Here is an 18,128-nt window from a genome sequence, read left to right as displayed (position 1 = left end):
TCTAGATGTGCACATTGCCGATTATCGAAGCCCCGATGATGCCATTCTCAATCGGACGTCCTGTCCTTTCGATCGCCGTAGGTCTCACGCACGCGCAGTACCGCGGCCGCAATTTCGCGGCCCGCCGTGCCGAGTAATGAGCCGAGTGTGGTGCGGTCCACCGTCCAGCGCGGCAACCGCTCCAGAAACGCACCGACCTCGGCCATGGCGGCGATCAGTTCCGGCGCACCGTCACCCGCCGTACTCGGCGCGAACCGCATCTGCAATGTAATTGCGCCGCAGCGCTTTCCGATCAACCGGGCGATGACCGCCTCGGCGTAGTTCTGCACCGACGGGCGCGGGCGCGCGCCGATCGCGCGTGGCGAGAGCACCAGCCTGCCGAGCAAGCCGACCCGCCGATAGCCCGCGAACAGCGGTGACCGCGCCGCTCGGCGCAGCATTGCCTCCATGGCCGCCGCGATATCGGCTGCCCCGGGCCGGTCGTGCTCGGCTGCTTCGAGCGCCGCGCGGGCGAGCCCGGCCGCCATGTCGTTGCGGTAGTGGTTGCGTAGCCAGTGCGCCATATCCGGTGCCGCGCTCGACATCTGCGCGAAAACCTCGGCCGAGGTGAGCACCGCGCCGATCGGGACGAGCCCGTCACTGAGCGCCTTGGACAGCGCCACCAGGTCCGGCCGGAAGCCGCGACCGGTACAGGTCAGGAAGTTGTCTAGGTCGCAGCGCCAGAAGCCGGTGAAGACCTCGTCGACCCCGACCAGGAATCCTGCTGTCGCGCGCCGGTGTTCGATCTCGTCGAGTACCTCGCGCGGTATCTCGACACAGTCGTAGCCTTGCACGAGTTCCAGCCAGACCAGGGCGATGTCATTGCGCCGCAGGGCCTGCCGCAGCCCGTCGATGTCCGCGAGATCGACCTCGATCACCTCGACCGGATATGGGCTGAAGGCGTGCTCATCGCGGTCCCGGAAGAACGAACTCGTCCTGCTCAACGCCAGCGACATCGGGCCCTTGCCGGAATAGTTGCCACGACAGGTGAGTACGGTCGCGCGCCCGGGCTTGCAGCACAGCGCGGCGAGGATCGCGTTGTCGACCGCGCTCTGCCCGCTCACCGCGGGCAGCATTATCGGCAAGCCGGTGAGGCGCGCCAACACGCTTTCCAGCCTTGATGTTTCGTCGCCCGCCGTGCCCGCTGTTCGGATCACCTCGGGCGACTGCCTGTTGTGCCCGCGGAACGCGGGGCCGGTGCCGGACGCGAGGTCGGTGTAGGTGCGCGTGCCGTGCCGGTACGTGACGCCCTCGGCGCGGTCGAAGGTCATATTGATGGCCGCCAGATCGATCGACCGGGTCTGCCAGGTGTTGCTGTGCATGCGCAGGCGGGCACTGCGGGTGAATCTGTTGTGCCGCATGCGGTGTATCGCCGCGCGTTCGTGCCGATCCGTCGGCCGCCAGCGCGTCAGTGTCTCGCACAGCAGGTGCATTGCGAGGCCGTTGCCGCCGAAGGTCGACACGTGCGCGATGCTGTCCATCGTATTGTTCCAGAGCGCGAACATCGCACGGGTGAACGACACAGTGCCGCAGGGCATCTCATTGCCGACGGCCACCTCACCCAGAAACACCAGGTCGGCGGCGGCCACCGAGCCGCGCAGAGTTTCCAGGGCGGGCGCGTCGCCGAGCAAGCCCCACGCCACCGCGGCACCGCGCGCACGCGCGACCTCGATCGCGCTACGCACCGGTACCAGCTCGTCCGGCGCAAGACCGTCGACGACCAGGACATATGCCGACCAGCCCGGGTCGACCCGGTGCAGAAACTCATCGACGGTGCCGACGATCGCCATGCCGTCGGCGACGAGCTCGGGCAGGCCCGGGACCGCGTGCCCGAATGCGTAGCGCGCGGTGCCGGTCGGATCCAGGACCAGAATGCGGCACGAGCCCGCGCTTCCCGCGCGATTGTGCCTGTTGCGCAAGTACTTCACGACCGTGCCGAGTGCCTCGACGCCGGAATTCACGAACACCGAATGCCATGCGACGCCGGTGTTATCGCCTCGGCTGAGCAGCCGATGCAGCAGATACGCCGCCGCGGCCCCGTCGGGGGGCACATAGGTGCTGGCCAGCACCATGTTCGGCGCCTCGGCCGCGACCCGCTCGGCCAATATCTCGCGCACCCGTTCGGGATTATCGGTAAAGGTGGCCGGAATTTTCTGCCGTGCGTCTTGCGAGTCCTCCGGAGCTACACCGGTCGACATCGGCACGCTCCTTGCTGAACTCGATATGAATATGCGGCTCACCGAGGGAGCCACCCGCCCACCGGGCATGATCAATTCAGGTCAGAATAACGCCGGAACGGCCGCCTCGGCGTCGGTCGAACGATGATATGAATATCAACGCTTGTCGGATAAGCACCCGGCGCGCTGCTCGGCAGGCAGCGGCGGACGCGCGCGTTCGACCCGATTGTTTAGCGCCCGCATACCCGGGGCATACCGGCCCTGTCGCGGCGTCGCCGACGATTGCTGCGCGCATTCCGAAGTTGGCTTGTTCGACAGGGAGGAATAGCGATGAAAGCGGTTTTGATCACGCCGATGGTGGTCGCTGCGGCGGTAGCAGCGGCGTCGTGCGGTAACGACTCAGGACAGGACTCGGCCGATCCCACCACCGCGGTGTCGGTGATCGGGACTTCGACGGCGTCCGGCGCGCCGGACTCGGCCCAGGTCGACCTGGCGCACCACTCGTTCCCGGTGAGCCCCACCGACGCCCTCAACGCCGGCAAGAAGAACTTCGACGGCACGCTGTCGAAACTCGAACTGGAGCGCGAGGGCGTCAACACCCGAAATACCTACGTGTACAAGGTGGAACTGCTCTCCGACACGGAGAAATACACCGTGCAGCTGGCCGCCGATTCCGGCGCGGTCATCTCCGAGCACAAGGAAAACCTCGACGCGGATGAACGCGGCATCGAACGGACCCGCAAGGCGGTCGACTACGACCGGGCGGTGCCGCTGAACGACGCGATGGCCACCGCCTCGAAGGCCCGCCCCGGCCCGATCGAGAAGTGGAAGATCGAGGGCAAGGACAACTCGGCGCAGTACGAGTTCGATGTCCAGCAGCCCGGTGCCACCGACGACGACTACGAGGTGCAGGTCGACGCGTACACCGGTCAGCTGAAGACCACCGGGTAAAGCGCCCGCTACCAGGGGTCGCCGACCGCGACGGCGGTGTACGGCGTGGTCGGCTCCGGTGGCGTGTCGAAGCGGGCGTTCGGCAGATAGAGGCGGTCGCCGAACGCGGCGACGGTGGCGGGCACGTCGAAGCGGGGATCCGTGAGTCGCCGTTGGACTGTGCCGCTCGTTCCGGCGGGGTCGAGGTCGATGACGGCGATCGCGTTCTGCCGGTTCTGTACGACGAGCAGACTGTTGCCGCGCAGCAGCATGCCGTCGCCGTGCGGTACCGACTCGGCGCCGAGATCCACGCGCCGGGTGACGCCGGTCGCCGGGTCGGCCCGGAACAGGTGGCCGGTCACCGACTGCACGATGATCAGGGCCGTGCCGTCCGGAGTACGCACAATGCCGTTGGCGTTGAATTCGCCTGGGACATATTCGATGTCGCCGGTCAGCGGGATGCGCACCACCGCATCCGGCGACGGCACGGCGCCGTCCGGGCCGATCGGCAGGTGGTAGAGCACCGGTGCGCGCGAGTCGGTGAACCACGCGCCCGCGGGCGTCAGCACCACGTCGTTGACGAAAGTATCCGGCGGCGTGCCGAATTGGTAACGTGCCAGCACCGCGCCGGTAGCGGCGTCCACTACGCGGGCGTCTCCCCCGGTGCCGCCCGCGACGAAAAGCCTGCCGCGGTCGTCGAGTTGGAGGCCGAGGGTCTGCGTACCGGTGCCGGGACTCAGCACAGCGCCCTGACCGGTCACCAGATCGGCGCGGTAGATGGCGCCGTCCGCCATCGATCCGAGATAGGCCACCGGCCACTTTCCGATCGCGATACCCTCCGGCCGAAACCCCGCCGGTAGGTCGATCGTGTTGGGAAACAACGGTTCTCGGGCGGCCGCCTGGTGCGCGGGGGCGAGCGCCCCGACGCAGGCCAGTGCCACCGCGATGCCGAGCATCCGCCTCATCTCAGAACCTCCTGCGCTGCTGCACTTTTCATACGCTCAGTCTGGCCCGGCGGCGATCCATGAGTCCAATGCATGTTTGTCATCCGATTGATCGCGGTCCAAGATTGATTCATGGAGCTCCAGCAGATGCGCTACGTCCTCGCCGTCGCCGAGACGAACAGCTTCACCCGGGCCGCCGAACGATGCCTGGTGGTGCAGTCGGCGCTCAGCCACCAAATCGCCCGGCTGGAAAAGGAACTCGGTGCGCGACTGTTCGAGCGAACCAGCCGCCGGGTGCGGCTGACCCCGGCCGGAGCGGCGTTCCTGCCCGCCGCCCGCCAATGCCTGGACGCCGCCGACCGGGCGGCCGCCGAGGTGGCCGCGGCCGTCGGCGAGATCCGCGGCCGTCTCGCGGTCGGTCTGATCCCTACCGTCGCCGCGGTCGATATTCCGGAGGCCCTGCGCGACTTCCGCGCGCGCTACCCACACGTGCGCATCAGTTTGCGGGTCGGTGCCAGCGACGACCTGATCGACCAGGTCGAGCACGGCGCGCTCGACCTGGCCTTCCTCGGACTGCCGAGCACCGCAGCCCCGCACGGTGTCGCTGTTCACGAACTCGCCCGCGACCGACTGGTGGCCGTCGTCGCACCCGACCATCCACTCGCCGCCGAACCCATCGCCGACCTGCGCAGACTCGCCACCGAAGTCTTCGTGGACCTGCCGGCAGGCACCGCGGGCCGCAGCCAATCCGACCAGGCCTTCGCCGCAGCGGGCCTCACCCGCGACGTCGCCTTCGAGGTCACTACCGCCGACTACATCACCCGGCTGGTCGCCCCCGGTCTGGCCATCGCCATGCTGCCCGCCGCCTACGCTCCCCGCCTCACCGACGTCGTGACGATCGACATCCCCGATGCGCCGACTCGCATCGAATACGTCATCTGGAACGCCGCCACCCTGGCCCCGGCCGCCACCGCCTTCCTAGGCATTCTCGACATCCCCACTACCCGCGAGTCCTGAAGCACCCCAGAACTTCCCGTTTCGCAGGTGCAACGCCGGACGACGGCTACCTGGCCGCGGCGATCTCGGCGATCTTTTCGCGTGCGTCGGCGGCGGCGTGCTTCTCGTTGGCATACAGCAGGCCGAAGGTGAAGCCGTTTTCGTCGGCCGCGGTGCCTGCCGTGGTCGCGATGCGCCAGAGGAAGGCGGCGGAGACGACGCTGTCGTTGTGATCGCCGAGCACGCCTTGGATTTGCTTGTAGCGCTTGATGTTCGATTTCGCCTTGGCGCCTTCGCGGACCGGTTCGCGCAGTTCGGCGGCGTAGCGGGCACGTTTGGCGGCCTTGCGGGCGCGGTGCAGGGATTCGTCGCGTTGATCCTGCAGGGCGGTCGCGAGGCGGCGATCGGCTTTGCGGGCGGCGCGGTCGGCACGCTGGACAAGTTTCCGGCCCTTGATCCGCGGACCGAGGGGCGGATTCGACTTCCATTCCCGCAGCGTCGCAAGGAGTTTCAGGTAGCGCGGAGAGTTCATCGCCTCGGCGAGCTCCTTGCGGCTGGTGAGCTGCTCGCTGAGCAGGGTGGTGTCGATGCGTGTGGCGACCGGGCCGAGCACGAGTTCGAGGGGTAGTTCGCTGATCTTGTCAGCGAGGCGACGGCGTTGCACCTGGCAGTCGCGTACCTCACCGAGCAGGCCAGCGTACCACTTCAGCTCGTCCTCGATGTCGGCGATCGCCGAGCTGTCCAGCAACTTGCCGAATACGCGCAGCGTGCTGCGCAGGCGCCGGGACGCGACTCGGGTGTCGTGGATCGGGTTCTCGCCGCGGCGCAGCGCGATGTCGCCGGCGAAGATCGTGTCGATCTGGGCGGTCACGTAGTCGTGGATCGCGCGTTCGGCATCGGTGGTTATCTCCCGGGCGGATCGCGCCGACAGCACGCGAGACAGCTTGGACGGATACGTCGACGGCCGTGCGCCCGCCTCGACCAGGCGATCCACCAACACCGTGGGGGCGGTGTCGGTTTGCGGGCCGAGTTCGATCTCGATCTCACGCCAGTCGAGGGGGTCCGCATCCTGCTCGGCGGGCGTCGTGTGCACCGTGTCGTCATCGACCTCGACGACCAGTTCGCCGTCCGCGCCGAAGACGCGGTGCCGGGTGCGCAGGGTTCGAATCGTGGTGACCGGGGCCAGTTCCTTACCCAGCGCGACGCCGGTGACCAGCTCGGCGAGTTCACGCGGCAGTTCGTCGGACAGCGCGGCGGTCAGTTCGACGCGGCCGTCCGCCTGCGGGACCTTCAGCTGCCAGCCGGACTCGTCGGCCCCCGTTCGGCGGCGCAAGGTGACGTTCTGGGCGAGCAGGTCGTGGTCCGTGGTGTCGAAGTACGTGCTCGTCAGCTCGACCTGCGTTTTCTCGACCCGGCTGTCGGGGACGAGATCATCGAGCGTCGGCAGCGTGCAGGCCGGGTCGACGTCCCATTTACTTTCGCGTTCCAACGAGTCCTTCATCGGTACTGCGTTCCCTGTCCGGCACAGGTGAAACAGCGCCGACCGGTAACCGCGCCGGCCATGAACGGGATCAGGGCAGCACGGTCAGCGCGCCGTCTCGATACTGCTCGCGGACCGCGTAGCGACGAATCTTGCCGCTGGAGGTCAGCGGCACCGAGCCGGTCGTCACCAGCACCACGTCGTTGAGCCGCAACCCGTGATGCTCACCGACCGCTCGACGCACAGCGGCGACGATCTCGGACTTGGCGATGGCGTCGGGGTTCTCGCCTCGGTTCACCTCGGCGACCACGATCAGGGCGGGTTCGTCGCTGTCGAGCACCTGGAACGCCACGCAGCGGTCCGGGCGCAGCGCCGGGTGTGAGTACATCGCGGAGGCTTCGATATCGGACGGGTAGTGGTTGTACCCGTCCACGATGATGAGGTCCTTGCTGCGCCCGGTGACGTACAGCTGACCGTCGTGCACGAAGCCGAGGTCACCCGTGCGCAGGAAGTGCCCCGTGCGACCGGTGACGGTGGCGGCGAAGGTGGCGGCCACCGCCTCCGGTGCGTCCCAGTACCCCTTGCCGATGCTGTCGCCGCGCAGGCAGATCTCGCCGACCTGCCCTTCCGGCAGCGGCGTCAGCGTCTCGGTATCGGCGAGGACGAGTTCGTAGGCATCGTTGAGCTGACCACTGGCCACCAGCCGGCGGCCACCACTGGACACCGGCTCCACGCGCCCCTTGGCCAGCGCGGTCGGGTCCACCTCGACCGTGGTGAGCCCGCTGCCGGCCGGGCCGCCGGTCACCAGCAGTGTCGCCTCGGCGAGGCCGTAGCACGGGAACAGGCTGTGCGCGTCGAAGCCTGCCGCGCGGAAGTGGTCTGCGAAGGTGGCCATGGTGTCCGCGCGCACCGGTTCCGCGCCGCAGAGCGCCACCCGCAGCGGTGACAGATCGTAATTGCCCACCTGATCGGCAGGCACCCGCCGCACGGCGAGCCCGAAGGAGAAGTTCGGGGCGACGGTGTGGGTGGCCCCGAACCGGGACATCGCCGCTATCCAACGGGCGGGCCGCTGCACAAATGCCAAGGGCGACATACTGATAACGGTCGAGCCGCTGTACACCGGATAGGTGACCATGCTGAGCAGACCCATGTCGTGGAAGGTCGGCAGCCAGGCCACCCCGACACCGGCGCCGATCTCGTCGGTGACCAGCCGCAGGTTGGCGAGGACGTTGCGGTGCGTGAGCACGACACCCTTCGGCTCGCCGGTCGATCCGGACGAATACTGCAGGTGCGCAACACTGTCCGCCGTGACGCCCGGATCGCGGTACCCGTCCGCCTCGGCGAGATCGATGCGATCGGTGACCACCGTGCGCAGCCCCGCGAACCCTTCGGCCTCGGCCAGCACCGGGGTCAGCAGCGGCTCGATCTCGGCGCCGGTGAGCAGCAGTCGCGCACCGGAATTGGCGGTGATGGAGGCCAGTCGCGCCAGGCTGTCCGCCAGTTTGTTCGGCTGCGGCGGCGCCACCGGCACCGCGATGACACCGGCGTAGAGGCATCCGTAGTACGCGACAACGAATTCCAGGCCGGGAGCATAGAGCAGCAGCGCCCGCTCCCCCGGCTGCGTGATCCCCGCCAGATGCGCGGCGACGGCACGGGCGCTGCGGTCGAGCTCCGGCAAGGTCAGTGTCGCGGTGACCTCGTCACCGTCGCCCAGGTGCTGGAAACGCACCTCGTCCGGCGTGGCGGCGGCGCGCATGGTCAGCAGCTCGACGAGGGTGGCCGGTTCGACCGGGGAATTGGTTGTCATGCTTGCACTCCTGAGATCCGGCGACGGAGATTCGCTGCGACACAGACCGATTCGGCCGGGCGCAGCGTGAAACGAGGTTCGGGGTGGTCGCCGACGAAGGCACCGGCGTGCCACGAGTTCAGGGCGAAATGCTGGACGTACGCCGTCGGCAGCTCACCATCGACGGCCGCGATCACGGCGCGTCCGTGCTGATCGGCGCGCAACTCGATCGCGTCGGGCGACACCGTCAGTCCGCTACCCGACCATTTCAGGTAGCTCTCTTTAGCAACCCAGTGGTGCAGAAATCGCCGCCGATCGGTGCCTACCCTGGCGGCTTCGCACGCGGTGAGCACCCGTGGCGCCAGCCCGTCCAGGTCGAAATCGGTGTCCACCGACTCGACGTCGACGCCGATCGATCCCGACCCGGCAACGGCGACGACAGCGAGCCCGTGGGTGTGTGTGAGATTGAATGCCGTTGTACTGTCGGCCAATTCCGGCTTGCCGTGGCGACCGGTAGTGAAGGCGAGCTCCTCGGGAAGACTTCCCGTATAGGCCGAAAGCACCCGCCGCAGCGCGGCCCGGGTACGAATGAAGTCGGCCGTGAACTCGGCGGTGTCGAACCGGGTGCTGCGCACGAACTCCCCGGCGGACAACACCCGGCGATCCTCGGCGGAATATTCACCCGTCAGCCGCACCCACCAAAGTTCGACCTCGTCGGCCCCGATCGTCCGCCGCAGCACGGTGCCGCCGATCATGGCGACCCCACCACGCAGTCCCGGACGTGGCGCAGTGTGGCATCGCGGTGCGAGATCGGGAAGAAGTGCCCGCCGGGCACCATCCGAATATCGACGCCGGCCGAGCCGCACTCGTGCCACTGCTCGAGCTCGGTCGCGTTCACGTGCGGATCGGCGCTGCCGCTCAGCACGGTGATCGGGATATCGAGCGGCGGGTCCGACCGATACACATACGTCTGGTCGACTCCCAGATCAGCCCGCGTCAGCGTGAGGACCGACTGCCGCATCTGTTCGTCGGCGAGCACCTCCGCCGGGGTGCCGCCGAGCATCCGCACGATATCCAGTAGCATCTCGTCCGAGGCGAAGCGGATCCACGGCAACCGCGAAGGGTGTTGCGGCCCACGGCGTCCGGACACGATCAGCCGCGCCGGACGCGGCCCCTCGCCCGCGCAGAGCCGACGCGCCAGCTCGTAGGCGATGAGCGCGCCCAAGCTGTGCCCGAACAGCACGAACGGCGTCCGCCACGCACCCGCCATCGCCGCGAGCAGGTCGTCCAGCAGCGGGGTCAGGTGCTCGAAAGGCTCGTCCCGCGTGCGCATTTCGCGGCCCGGCGGCTGGAGCGGCACCACGTCGATGTCGGGGTGCAGTTGTTTGCGCCACGGCAGGTAGGTCGAGGCGCCCGCGCCGGCGTGCGGCAGGCAGTACAGAGTCGTCGCCGCGCCGCCGATCGGCGGGTACGGCATCCACTTGCGGGTATCGATGGTGGGAGCGTTCATAGTCGGGCCGCCGTGGTCGCCGTCTCTACCGTCAGATAGTCCGGCGGGGGCGGGGGCGGTGCCGTCGAAGCGCCCAGCAACGTGACGCCGTCCTCCGCGCCGAGCTCCTCGAAATTGGCGAATCGGTAAGTGATGTACATGATTCGGTTCCGGTCGGTGGGCACGAATTCGGCGACCAGCCGCGCACCCTCGGCCTGGGCCAGCCGCACCACATGGTTGAGCAGCACCGTCCCGACGCCGCGCGAGATCACCCGGCACGACATGAGCAGCAGCTTCAGCCGCCACTGTGTGGCACCACGCTCCACCAGTGCGAGGCCGATCTGCCCGTAGGTCCCGTACTTGTCTTCCAGTTCGGCCATCAACAGCAGGTGATCGTCGGATTCAGCAAGGGCGGCAAGCTCTTCCGCCGAATACATGGTTCCGGTCGAGTTCAGCTGATTGGTCCGGACGACGAGTTCCTCGGCCCGGCCGATGTCGGTGGCGCGGGCCGGACTGATCGCGAAGCGCATACCGAGGGTGGCCAGGAACTGCTCATTGGTGCCGGAGAACCGTTCCTCCGCGGTGGTGCGTTCGATGCTCGCCCGGTACATGTGGCGGCGCATGCGTGAGTCCGCGGTCACGTGCTTCGGCTGGAATTCCGGCCGGTCCAGCAGGGACATGGCGTCCACGGCGTCGATGCAGAGCACCTCGGGATGGGCGAACCGGACCTCATCGCGCTCGAGCTCTTGATCATCGACGAAGGCGAGCGTATCGATCCCGATATTGAGCCGCTCGGCGATCGCCGCGAGGGAGGCGGACTTGTTGTCCCACCCGATCTGCGGATACAGGAAATACTCGGCGATCCCCAGCTCGGTGAGCTTGCCCAGCGCGATCTCCGGATCGTTGCGGCTGGCGACCGAATGCAGGATCCCGCGTTCGTCCAGCGTGGCAATGGTTTCCCGGATCCCCGGCTTGAGATCGGTGACCGTGGCGTTCTCCAGCAGGACACCATCCCACAGGGTGTGGTCCAGATCCCAGACCACGCACTTGATCTGGCGGGGACGCTTACCGACATCGGAGTTCATCGAATTTCCTTAGCCTCTGCGCAGTTCCGGTCGTGCATCAGTCGATGGGGATGACGCGCGCCTGATTTCGGCACGCGTCGGCGGCGATGAGGATGTGTTGCATCTGCGTGCTGCCCTCGATGATTTCCATGACCTTGGCATCCCGCAAGTAGCGGCCGACCGGATACTCGTCGGTACAGCCACGCGCACCGTGCAATTGGACCGCGTCGTTGGCCGCGGCCGCCGCCGCGGTGGCGGCGAACTGTTTGGCGATGCAGGTCGCCATGATGGTGTCGGGGCTGCCGGTGTCCTTGAGCCGCGCGGCCTGCCAGACCAGCAGCCGGGCCGCCCGGGTGCTGGTGGCAATGGTGGCGATCATCTGCTGCACGAGCTGGTGTTCGCGCAGCAGCGCGCCGCCCTGATGGCGCGTATTGGCGTAACTCACGCAGGCATTCAGACACGCTTGCAGGATGCCGACGCACCCCGCGGCGACACTGAACCGCCCGATATCGAGCACACCAGTCGCGATGGCCAGCCCCATGCCCTCGGGGCCGATGAGCGCGTCGGCGCCGACTTCGCAGTTGTCGAAGACGATCTCGGCGACCTGGCTGCCGCGGGTTCCGGTGATGTCGCGCACCGGGATTCGGCTGATACCGGGGTTCGCCGCCTCCACCAGGAAGGCGGCCGGCCCCACCGCGGTGCGCGCGAAGACGAGCAGCACGTCGGCGAGCTGGCCGCCGGTGACCCAGAGCTTGTGGCCGTCGAGCACCCACCCGTCGTCGGTGCGCCGGGCCGAGGCCTGCAACGCGGCGAAGTCGCTACCGGCTTCCGGCTCGGTGAGGCAGAACGCGCCGAGCGCGTTACCGGCGACGAGGTCGGCCTTCCACCGCTGCTTGGCCGTCTCGGTCCCCCAGCGGTCCAGCGCGTACAGCGCCATCGAGTGCACGGTCAGCAGGCTGCGCATGGACGAACAGCCGCGGCCCACCTCCTCGTGCACCTCCGCGAGGGTGGTCATGCCCGCGCCGGTGCCGCCGTCGGCTTCCGACAGCACCGCACCCCACAGGCCTCGTCCGGCGAACTCGGCGATGATGCTCGGGTCGATCCGAGCCGTCTGATCGAACTCGGCGGCCCGGGGTGCGACCACCTTGTCCACGAACGCGGCGATCTCGGCCCGCGACCACGCGCCGACGCCGGACTCCGCCTGCACCGGCATCACGCCACCTCGGTGGCCGCGCCACCGCCGTTGAGCCTGCCGACCAGGTCGGTCATCACGTTCACCGTCCGGAAGTTGTCCAGCATCAGCTCGTCGTTGGGGATGCGGTCGCCGAGGTGCTGCTCGATGAACATGACCAGTTCCATCGCGAAAAGCGAGTTGACGAAGCCGCTTTCGAAGATGTCGTGATCGTCTTCGAGCCGGCCGTCGGGGAATCGCTTGGCGACGAATTCACGGATTTCGGAACGGGCATCGGAGAACATAACTGCGTCCTGTCGGTAACGGGGGCAAGGGTTCGGGCCTCTCTCACGAGTACGAGAAGAAGCCCTGACCGGTTTTCCGGCCGTGTAGTCCGGCGTCGACCATCTTGCGGAGCAGCGGGCACGGCCGATACTTGCTGTCTCCGTAGAACTCCTGGAGACCCTCGATGCTGTACAGGATGGTGTCGAGCCCGATGAGATCCGCGGTCTCCAGCGGACCCGACGCGTGCCCGAAGCAGGACCGGAAGATCTCGTCGACCTCGGCCGCCCCGGCCACACCGTCCTGCAGCAAGAAGATCGCCTCGTTGACCATCAGCATCAGCACCCGATTGGAGACGAAGCCCGGCATGTCGTTGACGACGATGCCGCGTTTCTCCAGGCCTTCGAGCAGTTCCATCGCGGTGGCGATGGTGGCCTCGGAGGTGTGCCAGCCGCGGATCACCTCGACGGTGGACTTCATCGGCACCGGGTTCATGAAGTGCATGCCGAGCACCCGATCGGGCCGCTGGGTGGCCCCGGCGATCTTGGTGATCGGAATGCAGGACGTGTTGGCCGCGAAAACCGTTTCGGGCGGGCAGATCTCGTCCAGTCGCGGATAGATCTCGGCCTTGAGCGACCAGTTCTCGGTGATGTTCTCGATGACGAACTCCGCGGCACCGAGGTCGCCGATCTCGGTCGTGTAGCTCACCCGCTGGGTCAGGTCGCCGTACTTCTCGGTGTCGTGGCCGAACAGGCGCCCGGTGCGGGCGTACCGGACGACCTCGTCCGCCGCCCGGTCCAGCTGGGTCTGGGCACGGTCCACCAGCACGACGGAATATCCATGTGCCGCAAGGGCTTGCGCGAGGCCCGAACCCATCACGCCTGCCCCGACGACTCCGACAAGTTTCATGTCCGTGACTTCCTTTCGGGCGCGGTCGCCGTGCGTAGGTAATCGGCCATATCGGCGATCGTCGGCGCCTCGAACAACGCCACGGTCGGGATGACCGCGCGAAACTGTTTCTTGATCGAGTTGATCAGTTGCAGACCGACCAGCGAATTGCCGCCGGACTCGAAGAAGTTCTCGTGCAGACCGACGTGGTCGACGCCCAGTGCTTCCTGCCAGAGTTCCGCGAGGCGGCGCTGGTAGTCCTCGATGGTTCGGCCGGGCGGTGCCGTGCGGGGCTGCACTGTGCCCGGTTCCGGCGGAGTGGCCGATTCGGCGAGCGGGTCGTTGCCGCCGACCCATGCCGTGATCCGTTCGTGCAGCTGCCCGGCGGAGACGACCGCGCGGCGCGGGCCGCCGGTGATGAGCCGATCCAGCACGGCGAGCGCGTCCGAGGCGGCGAACGAGTATTTGTCCAGTGAGTCTGCGAAACCGGGGTTTTCGCCGGAATGGACCGTGTCCTGCCAGGTGTCCCAGCACGCCGAACGCCACGCGGATCCGCCGGGCAGGCCGCGCATCGCGACGAACTGGTCCTGGAACGCGTTGGCGGCCGCGTAGGCGGTGAAACCGATGCCACCGAGGACCGCCGACATCGAGGACAGCAGCACCACGAAGTCGGGGCGCTCGCCGCGCAGTGCGTCGGCCAGTGCGATGGTGCCATCGACTTTGGCCCGGAAGTGCGCGGCGCTTATTTCCGGCGACGTGTCCTCGATGGTGGTGAACGCGTCCGGGGACAGCACGCCCGCGGCGTGGATCACTCCGTCGATCGCGCCGAATCGGTTGCGTACGTCGGCGATTGCGGCGGCGGTGGCGTCGCGGTCACCGATGTCGCAGGTCAGTACCTGTACCTCGGTACCGGCGTCAGACAGCGCACGGACCGCGGTCGCTCGAGCGCGCGACTTCTCGTCCGCCTGCCCGACGGATTCCGCATCGTCCAGGTCCGGCAGTGGCCTCCTGGCCAGCAGCACCAGTTTGACGCCGGAGGCTGCGGCGGCCAGGTGTGCCGCGGCCTGGAGGCCGATGCTTCCCGTACCACCGGTGATCACGTAGACGCCGCCGTCGCGCACGTACGGTGCGGGTGCGTCGAGGGTGAGCGGTCGGAAGCGTTTCACCAAGCGACGCCTGCCGCGCCTGGCGATCGCAAGATCGGTGCCATGCCACTGCATTTCGGTGAGCACAGCGGCGGTGAGCTCGTCCCACGAGTTCTCCGCGTCATCGACGGGAGTGACCACATCGAACGTGCGTACCGCCAAGCCCGGGTATTCCTGGCTCGTGGTCAACGCGGGGCCTGCCACCGTGGTCTTACCGGGATGCAGGTCGTCTTCGGAATCGACGAGCTGGGCGTGGTCGGTGACCACCAGGACGCGGCAGCCGTCGACGCAGCGGCGTCCCAGCTGTCCGGCCAGCGCCAGCAGACTGTCGTATCCGAGTCGGCGATGCGCGGCCACGCTGTCGGCGTTTCCCGGGTCGCCGCTCTTACCGTTCACGGACCACAGGTGCACTACGGTGCGCGGCAGCAGGTTTCGTTCCTCCAGCGCCGCGACCAGTTCGGCGTAGTCCGCCCGCTCACCGGGCCGGATGCGGTATTCGTCGGCGGTGGTCGCCTCGAATCCGGTTCCGGGCGTGACGGTTACCCAGTCGGCACCGTCGAGCGCCTTCGCCAGATACCCGGCCAGCTCTGCGCTGCATGTTTCGGGATCGGTGAAGACCAGATACGGACCGTGCCGGTCTGCGGCACCCGACGCGGGCACCGTGACCCACTGGGGTTCGAGGACCTCCGTGGCCGCCGTGTCGGTCGCCGCGACAGCCCGAGCAGGGACCGCACTCTTCTCGGAAGCGGGCCAAAACTGTTCGTGTTGAAACGAATACGTCGGCAACGACAGCGTGGTGCCAGCCGATCCGGCCCGGGTCCACTCCACGTCGACCCCGGCGGCCCACAGCCGGCCGAGCGTGCGGGCAACGATCATCTGGTCCGGCTCGCGCACCGAGGAGCCCCGCAGGGTGGGCAGCGCCGCGGTGCCACCGGCCTGCATCAGCGTTTGACTGGCCAGACTGGCGAGGTGACCGGCGCCGAGGTCGACCAGCACGCACGGGTCCGAGCCTGCCAGGGTGTCCACGCCGTCGGCGAACGAGACTGTCGCGCACATGTGCTCGGCCCAGTACTGCGGATCGCGTGCTTGGTCGTCGCTGATCCAATCGCCGGTCAGGTTGGACACGAACGGGATTCGCGGCGCGCGCAGCTCTACTCCGTCGAACAGCTCGATCAACCGCTCGCGCAAGGGGTTCAGCAGGTGCGAATGCATGGCTCGGGTGGTCGGCACCCGGCGCGCGGCGATCTCGGCGGCTTCGAGGCGTTGTTCGAGCTCAGCGATCGCGGCTTCGGTACCGGCGACGACGACCGTGGTGGGGCTGTTGACCGCGGCACAGGACAGGTCCGGGCCGAGGTACTCGGCGATGCGGTCTTGGGAGGTCGCCACGGTCAGCATGGCACCGGGCTCGGCGGCCGCGACGAGTTGGGCGCGCCGCACGACCAGTGGCAGCGCGGCCTCGACGTCGAAAACGCCTGCGAGACAGGCGGCGGAGTACTCGCCGAGGCTGTAGCCGAGCAGGCCGCTCGGTTCTATGCCGTAGCTCTGCCACAGTCGCGCTGCCGCGTAGTTCAACGCGAAGATGACCGCGTGGGCCAGGTCGATGCGGGTCACCAGCTCACCGGGGCCGGTGGTGGTGTCCCGTCGCAGGGCGGCGAAGGGGTCCGACGCCGCCGGTGCCGCGTCCGGGTACAGGGCGGTACGCAGGTCCATGCCCAGCGATTCGGCCGCTACCTCGGCACAGTGGTCGATCGCCTCGCGGAATACCGGATGCGTGCGGTACAGGTCGCGTCCCATGCCGGGGAACTGATCGCCGGTGCCCGGCAACACGAATCGCACGGTCGGCTGCCTGCCGGACGGCGCCGTCTGCACCGGTACCCGGCGCCCGACCTCGTCGAGTGCCTCGGCAGCGTCGAGAAGAGTCCGGAAGGCGATGGCCGTGCGGCACGGCATGGGGCTGCGCCCGGCCTGCAAGGTGGCGGCCACCGCCGCCGGAGCGAGTCGCGGGTTGCTGCGCAGGTATTCCGCTATCGCGTGCGCGGTGGCGGTCAGCGTCTCGGGCGAGCGCCCCGACAGCGGCAGGATATGCCAGCGCTGCTCGTCGGCGGGTTCCTGCTCGACCGCGGCGACCGGCGGGGCGGCCAGCACCACGTGGGCATTGGTACCCGACCAGCCGAACGAACTGATACCGGCGGTCGGTGGACGAATGTCCGCGTGCGGCCAGCGAATGTTCTCGTGCGGCAGGCGAACCGGGCTCGCGGCCCAGTCGATCGCCGGATTCGGCTGTCGCAGATGCAGATTCCGCGGAATCATGCGGCGGTTCAGCGCCAGCACCGTTTTGATCAATCCGGCTATCCCGGCCGCGCCGGTCAGATGTCCGATGTTGGTCTTCACCGCGCCCACATACAGCGGCTGGTCATCCGGCCGTACGGCACCGAAAACCTCGGTCAGCGCTCCGATCTCGATCGCGTCGCCGAGTTGCGTCCCGGAGCCGTGTGCCTCGACGTAGTCGATGCGGTCGGCGCTGATTCCGGCGCTCCGATGCGCCGCGCGGATGACAGCCACTTGGGCCGCACGGTTGGGCGCGGTCAGGCCGTTGCTCATGCCGTCCTGGTTGACCGCCGACCCGCGCACCACCGCGAGCACCTGATGGCCGCGGGCGCGGGCATCGGCGAGCCGTTCGACAACGACCGCGCCACACCCCTCGCCGAGCAGGAACCCGTCGGCCGCGGCGTCGAAGGTCTTGCAGCGCCCGTCGGCGGCGAGCATCCGCATCTTGCAGGCCTGCAGGAAGGTGTCGGGGTGCACGGTGGCGCTGACGCCCGCAACGACCGCGCGATCGCACTCGCCGTTGCGAATGCTGTTGACCGCCAAGTGCAATGCGACCAATGACGACGAACAGGCCGTGTCGACGACCAGGCTCGGCCCGTGCAGATCGAGCAGGTAGGACAGCCGACCGGCCATCACGCTCGACGCGCTACCCAGACCCAGATACGGGTCGTCGAGTTCCGCGCGGCCGCCGTGGTCGATCAGCACGTTGCCGTAGCGACTGTCCGCCATCATGCCGACGAATACGCCGGTGCGGGTACCCCGGAGCCGGTCGGCGGGGAGGGCGGCGTCCTCGAACGCCGCCCACACGGTCTCCAGCAGCATCCGCTGTTGCGGATCCATCCGCAGGGCCTCGCGGGGCGAGATGCCGAAGAACCGGGCGTCGAAGCCGGCGAGGTCGTCCACGAAGCCGCCGCGCGTCGTGTAAGCGGTTCCGGGACGGTAGGGATCGGGATCGAAGTAGCGCTGCGCGTCCCAGCGCTGCGGTGGCACGTCGGCGGCGGTGTCGATACCGTCTGCCAGGTTGCGCCAGAACAACTGTGGTGAGTTCGCGCCGCCGGGGAATCGGCACGCCATGCCCGCGATGCACATGGTGTCGTCGTCGGCAGCGGGCTTCTGGTCGGGCACGCCCGATTTGGCGTTTTCCGCGATGCCGCCGACCTCGGCGGTCTCGCCGACCAGCGCCGCGCTCAATGTTTCCAGCGTCGGATGCTCGTACAGCAGGGTCTCGGGGAGTTTGCACCCGAGCCATTCCTCCAGTTCACCGGAGAGGCCGACCGCGTCCGACGATGTCAACCCGTAGGCGGCGAAAGTGGTGGTCCGGTCGATCGCCTGCGGATCCGCTCCGATGATCTGGCTTATGTTCGCTGCCACCCATTCTTCGATCGCCGTTCGATCGAAGGCACCGGACC

Annotated in this window: 13 protein-coding genes; 2 read left to right on the top strand and 11 right to left on the bottom strand. The window is 68.0% G+C overall.

The window, feature by feature from the left end; genetic code table 11:
* Window positions 1-47 precede the first annotated feature (47 nt).
* Window positions 48-2,237 carry an aminotransferase class III-fold pyridoxal phosphate-dependent enzyme gene (locus IBX18_RS08090; RefSeq protein ID WP_194833111.1) on the bottom strand — a complete coding sequence of 730 codons (2,190 nt, stop codon included), beginning with the start codon at window positions 2,235-2,237 and terminating at the stop codon, window positions 48-50.
* A gap of 309 nt (window positions 2,238-2,546) precedes the next feature.
* On the opposite strand from IBX18_RS08090, the gene IBX18_RS08085 reads away from it, so the two are divergent.
* Window positions 2,547-3,167, top strand: a complete 621-nt coding sequence (locus IBX18_RS08085) for a PepSY domain-containing protein (protein WP_194833110.1) — start codon at window positions 2,547-2,549, stop codon at window positions 3,165-3,167.
* An 8-nt stretch (window positions 3,168-3,175) separates the two neighbouring features.
* On the opposite strand, the gene IBX18_RS08080 is transcribed toward IBX18_RS08085, so the two are convergent.
* Window positions 3,176-4,111, bottom strand: coding sequence for an SMP-30/gluconolactonase/LRE family protein (locus IBX18_RS08080; protein WP_194833109.1), 936 nt, complete (start codon window positions 4,109-4,111; stop codon window positions 3,176-3,178).
* Window positions 4,112-4,222: 111 nt separating this feature from the next.
* On the opposite strand from IBX18_RS08080, the gene IBX18_RS08075 reads away from it, so the two are divergent.
* Window positions 4,223-5,107, top strand: coding sequence for a LysR family transcriptional regulator (locus IBX18_RS08075; RefSeq protein ID WP_194833108.1), 885 nt, complete (start codon window positions 4,223-4,225; stop codon window positions 5,105-5,107).
* A 46-nt stretch (window positions 5,108-5,153) separates the two neighbouring features.
* Here IBX18_RS08075 and IBX18_RS08070 read toward each other — a convergent pair whose 3' ends face one another.
* From IBX18_RS08070 to IBX18_RS08030, 9 genes are all read right to left on the bottom strand, one after another.
* Window positions 5,154-6,587: a CYTH and CHAD domain-containing protein gene (locus tag IBX18_RS08070; RefSeq protein ID WP_194833107.1), complete on the bottom strand. Its 1,434-nt coding sequence runs from the start codon at window positions 6,585-6,587 to the stop codon at window positions 5,154-5,156.
* Window positions 6,588-6,657: 70 nt separating this feature from the next.
* Window positions 6,658-8,373, bottom strand: coding sequence for a fatty acyl-AMP ligase (locus tag IBX18_RS08065; RefSeq protein WP_194833106.1), 1,716 nt, complete (start codon window positions 8,371-8,373; stop codon window positions 6,658-6,660).
* Window positions 8,370-9,107, bottom strand: a complete 738-nt coding sequence (locus IBX18_RS08060) for a 4'-phosphopantetheinyl transferase superfamily protein (protein ID WP_194833105.1) — start codon at window positions 9,105-9,107, stop codon at window positions 8,370-8,372. Before IBX18_RS08060 ends, IBX18_RS08065 begins: the two co-directional genes overlap by 4 nt.
* A complete protein-coding gene (locus tag IBX18_RS08055; protein ID WP_194833104.1) occupies window positions 9,104-9,862 on the bottom strand; it encodes a thioesterase II family protein in 759 nt (252 codons plus the stop codon). Before IBX18_RS08055 ends, IBX18_RS08060 begins: the two co-directional genes overlap by 4 nt.
* Window positions 9,859-10,926, bottom strand: a complete 1,068-nt coding sequence (locus IBX18_RS08050) for an HAD family hydrolase (RefSeq protein ID WP_194833103.1) — start codon at window positions 10,924-10,926, stop codon at window positions 9,859-9,861. Before IBX18_RS08050 ends, IBX18_RS08055 begins: the two co-directional genes overlap by 4 nt.
* A 37-nt stretch (window positions 10,927-10,963) precedes the next feature.
* Window positions 10,964-12,118 (bottom strand): acyl-CoA dehydrogenase family protein, encoded by a 1,155-nt coding sequence (locus IBX18_RS08045; protein ID WP_194833102.1) that lies wholly within the window; start codon window positions 12,116-12,118, stop codon window positions 10,964-10,966.
* Window positions 12,118-12,381 (bottom strand): acyl carrier protein, encoded by a 264-nt coding sequence (locus tag IBX18_RS08040; protein WP_135231292.1) that lies wholly within the window; start codon window positions 12,379-12,381, stop codon window positions 12,118-12,120. The genes IBX18_RS08045 and IBX18_RS08040 overlap by 1 nt, the downstream gene beginning before the upstream one ends.
* Window positions 12,382-12,424: 43 nt before the next feature.
* Window positions 12,425-13,267, bottom strand: a complete 843-nt coding sequence (locus tag IBX18_RS08035; RefSeq protein WP_194833101.1) for a 3-hydroxyacyl-CoA dehydrogenase family protein — start codon at window positions 13,265-13,267, stop codon at window positions 12,425-12,427.
* Window positions 13,264-18,090: a type I polyketide synthase gene (locus IBX18_RS08030; protein WP_194833100.1), complete on the bottom strand. Its 4,827-nt coding sequence runs from the start codon at window positions 18,088-18,090 to the stop codon at window positions 13,264-13,266. Before IBX18_RS08030 ends, IBX18_RS08035 begins: the two co-directional genes overlap by 4 nt.
* Between the last annotated feature and the right edge of the window lie 38 nt (window positions 18,091-18,128).

The sequence above is a fragment of the Nocardia sp. XZ_19_369 genome (genome assembly GCF_015355715.1).
Classification (GTDB): domain Bacteria; phylum Actinomycetota; class Actinomycetes; order Mycobacteriales; family Mycobacteriaceae; genus Nocardia.
This window is presented reverse-complemented; position numbering and strand designations above follow the sequence as displayed.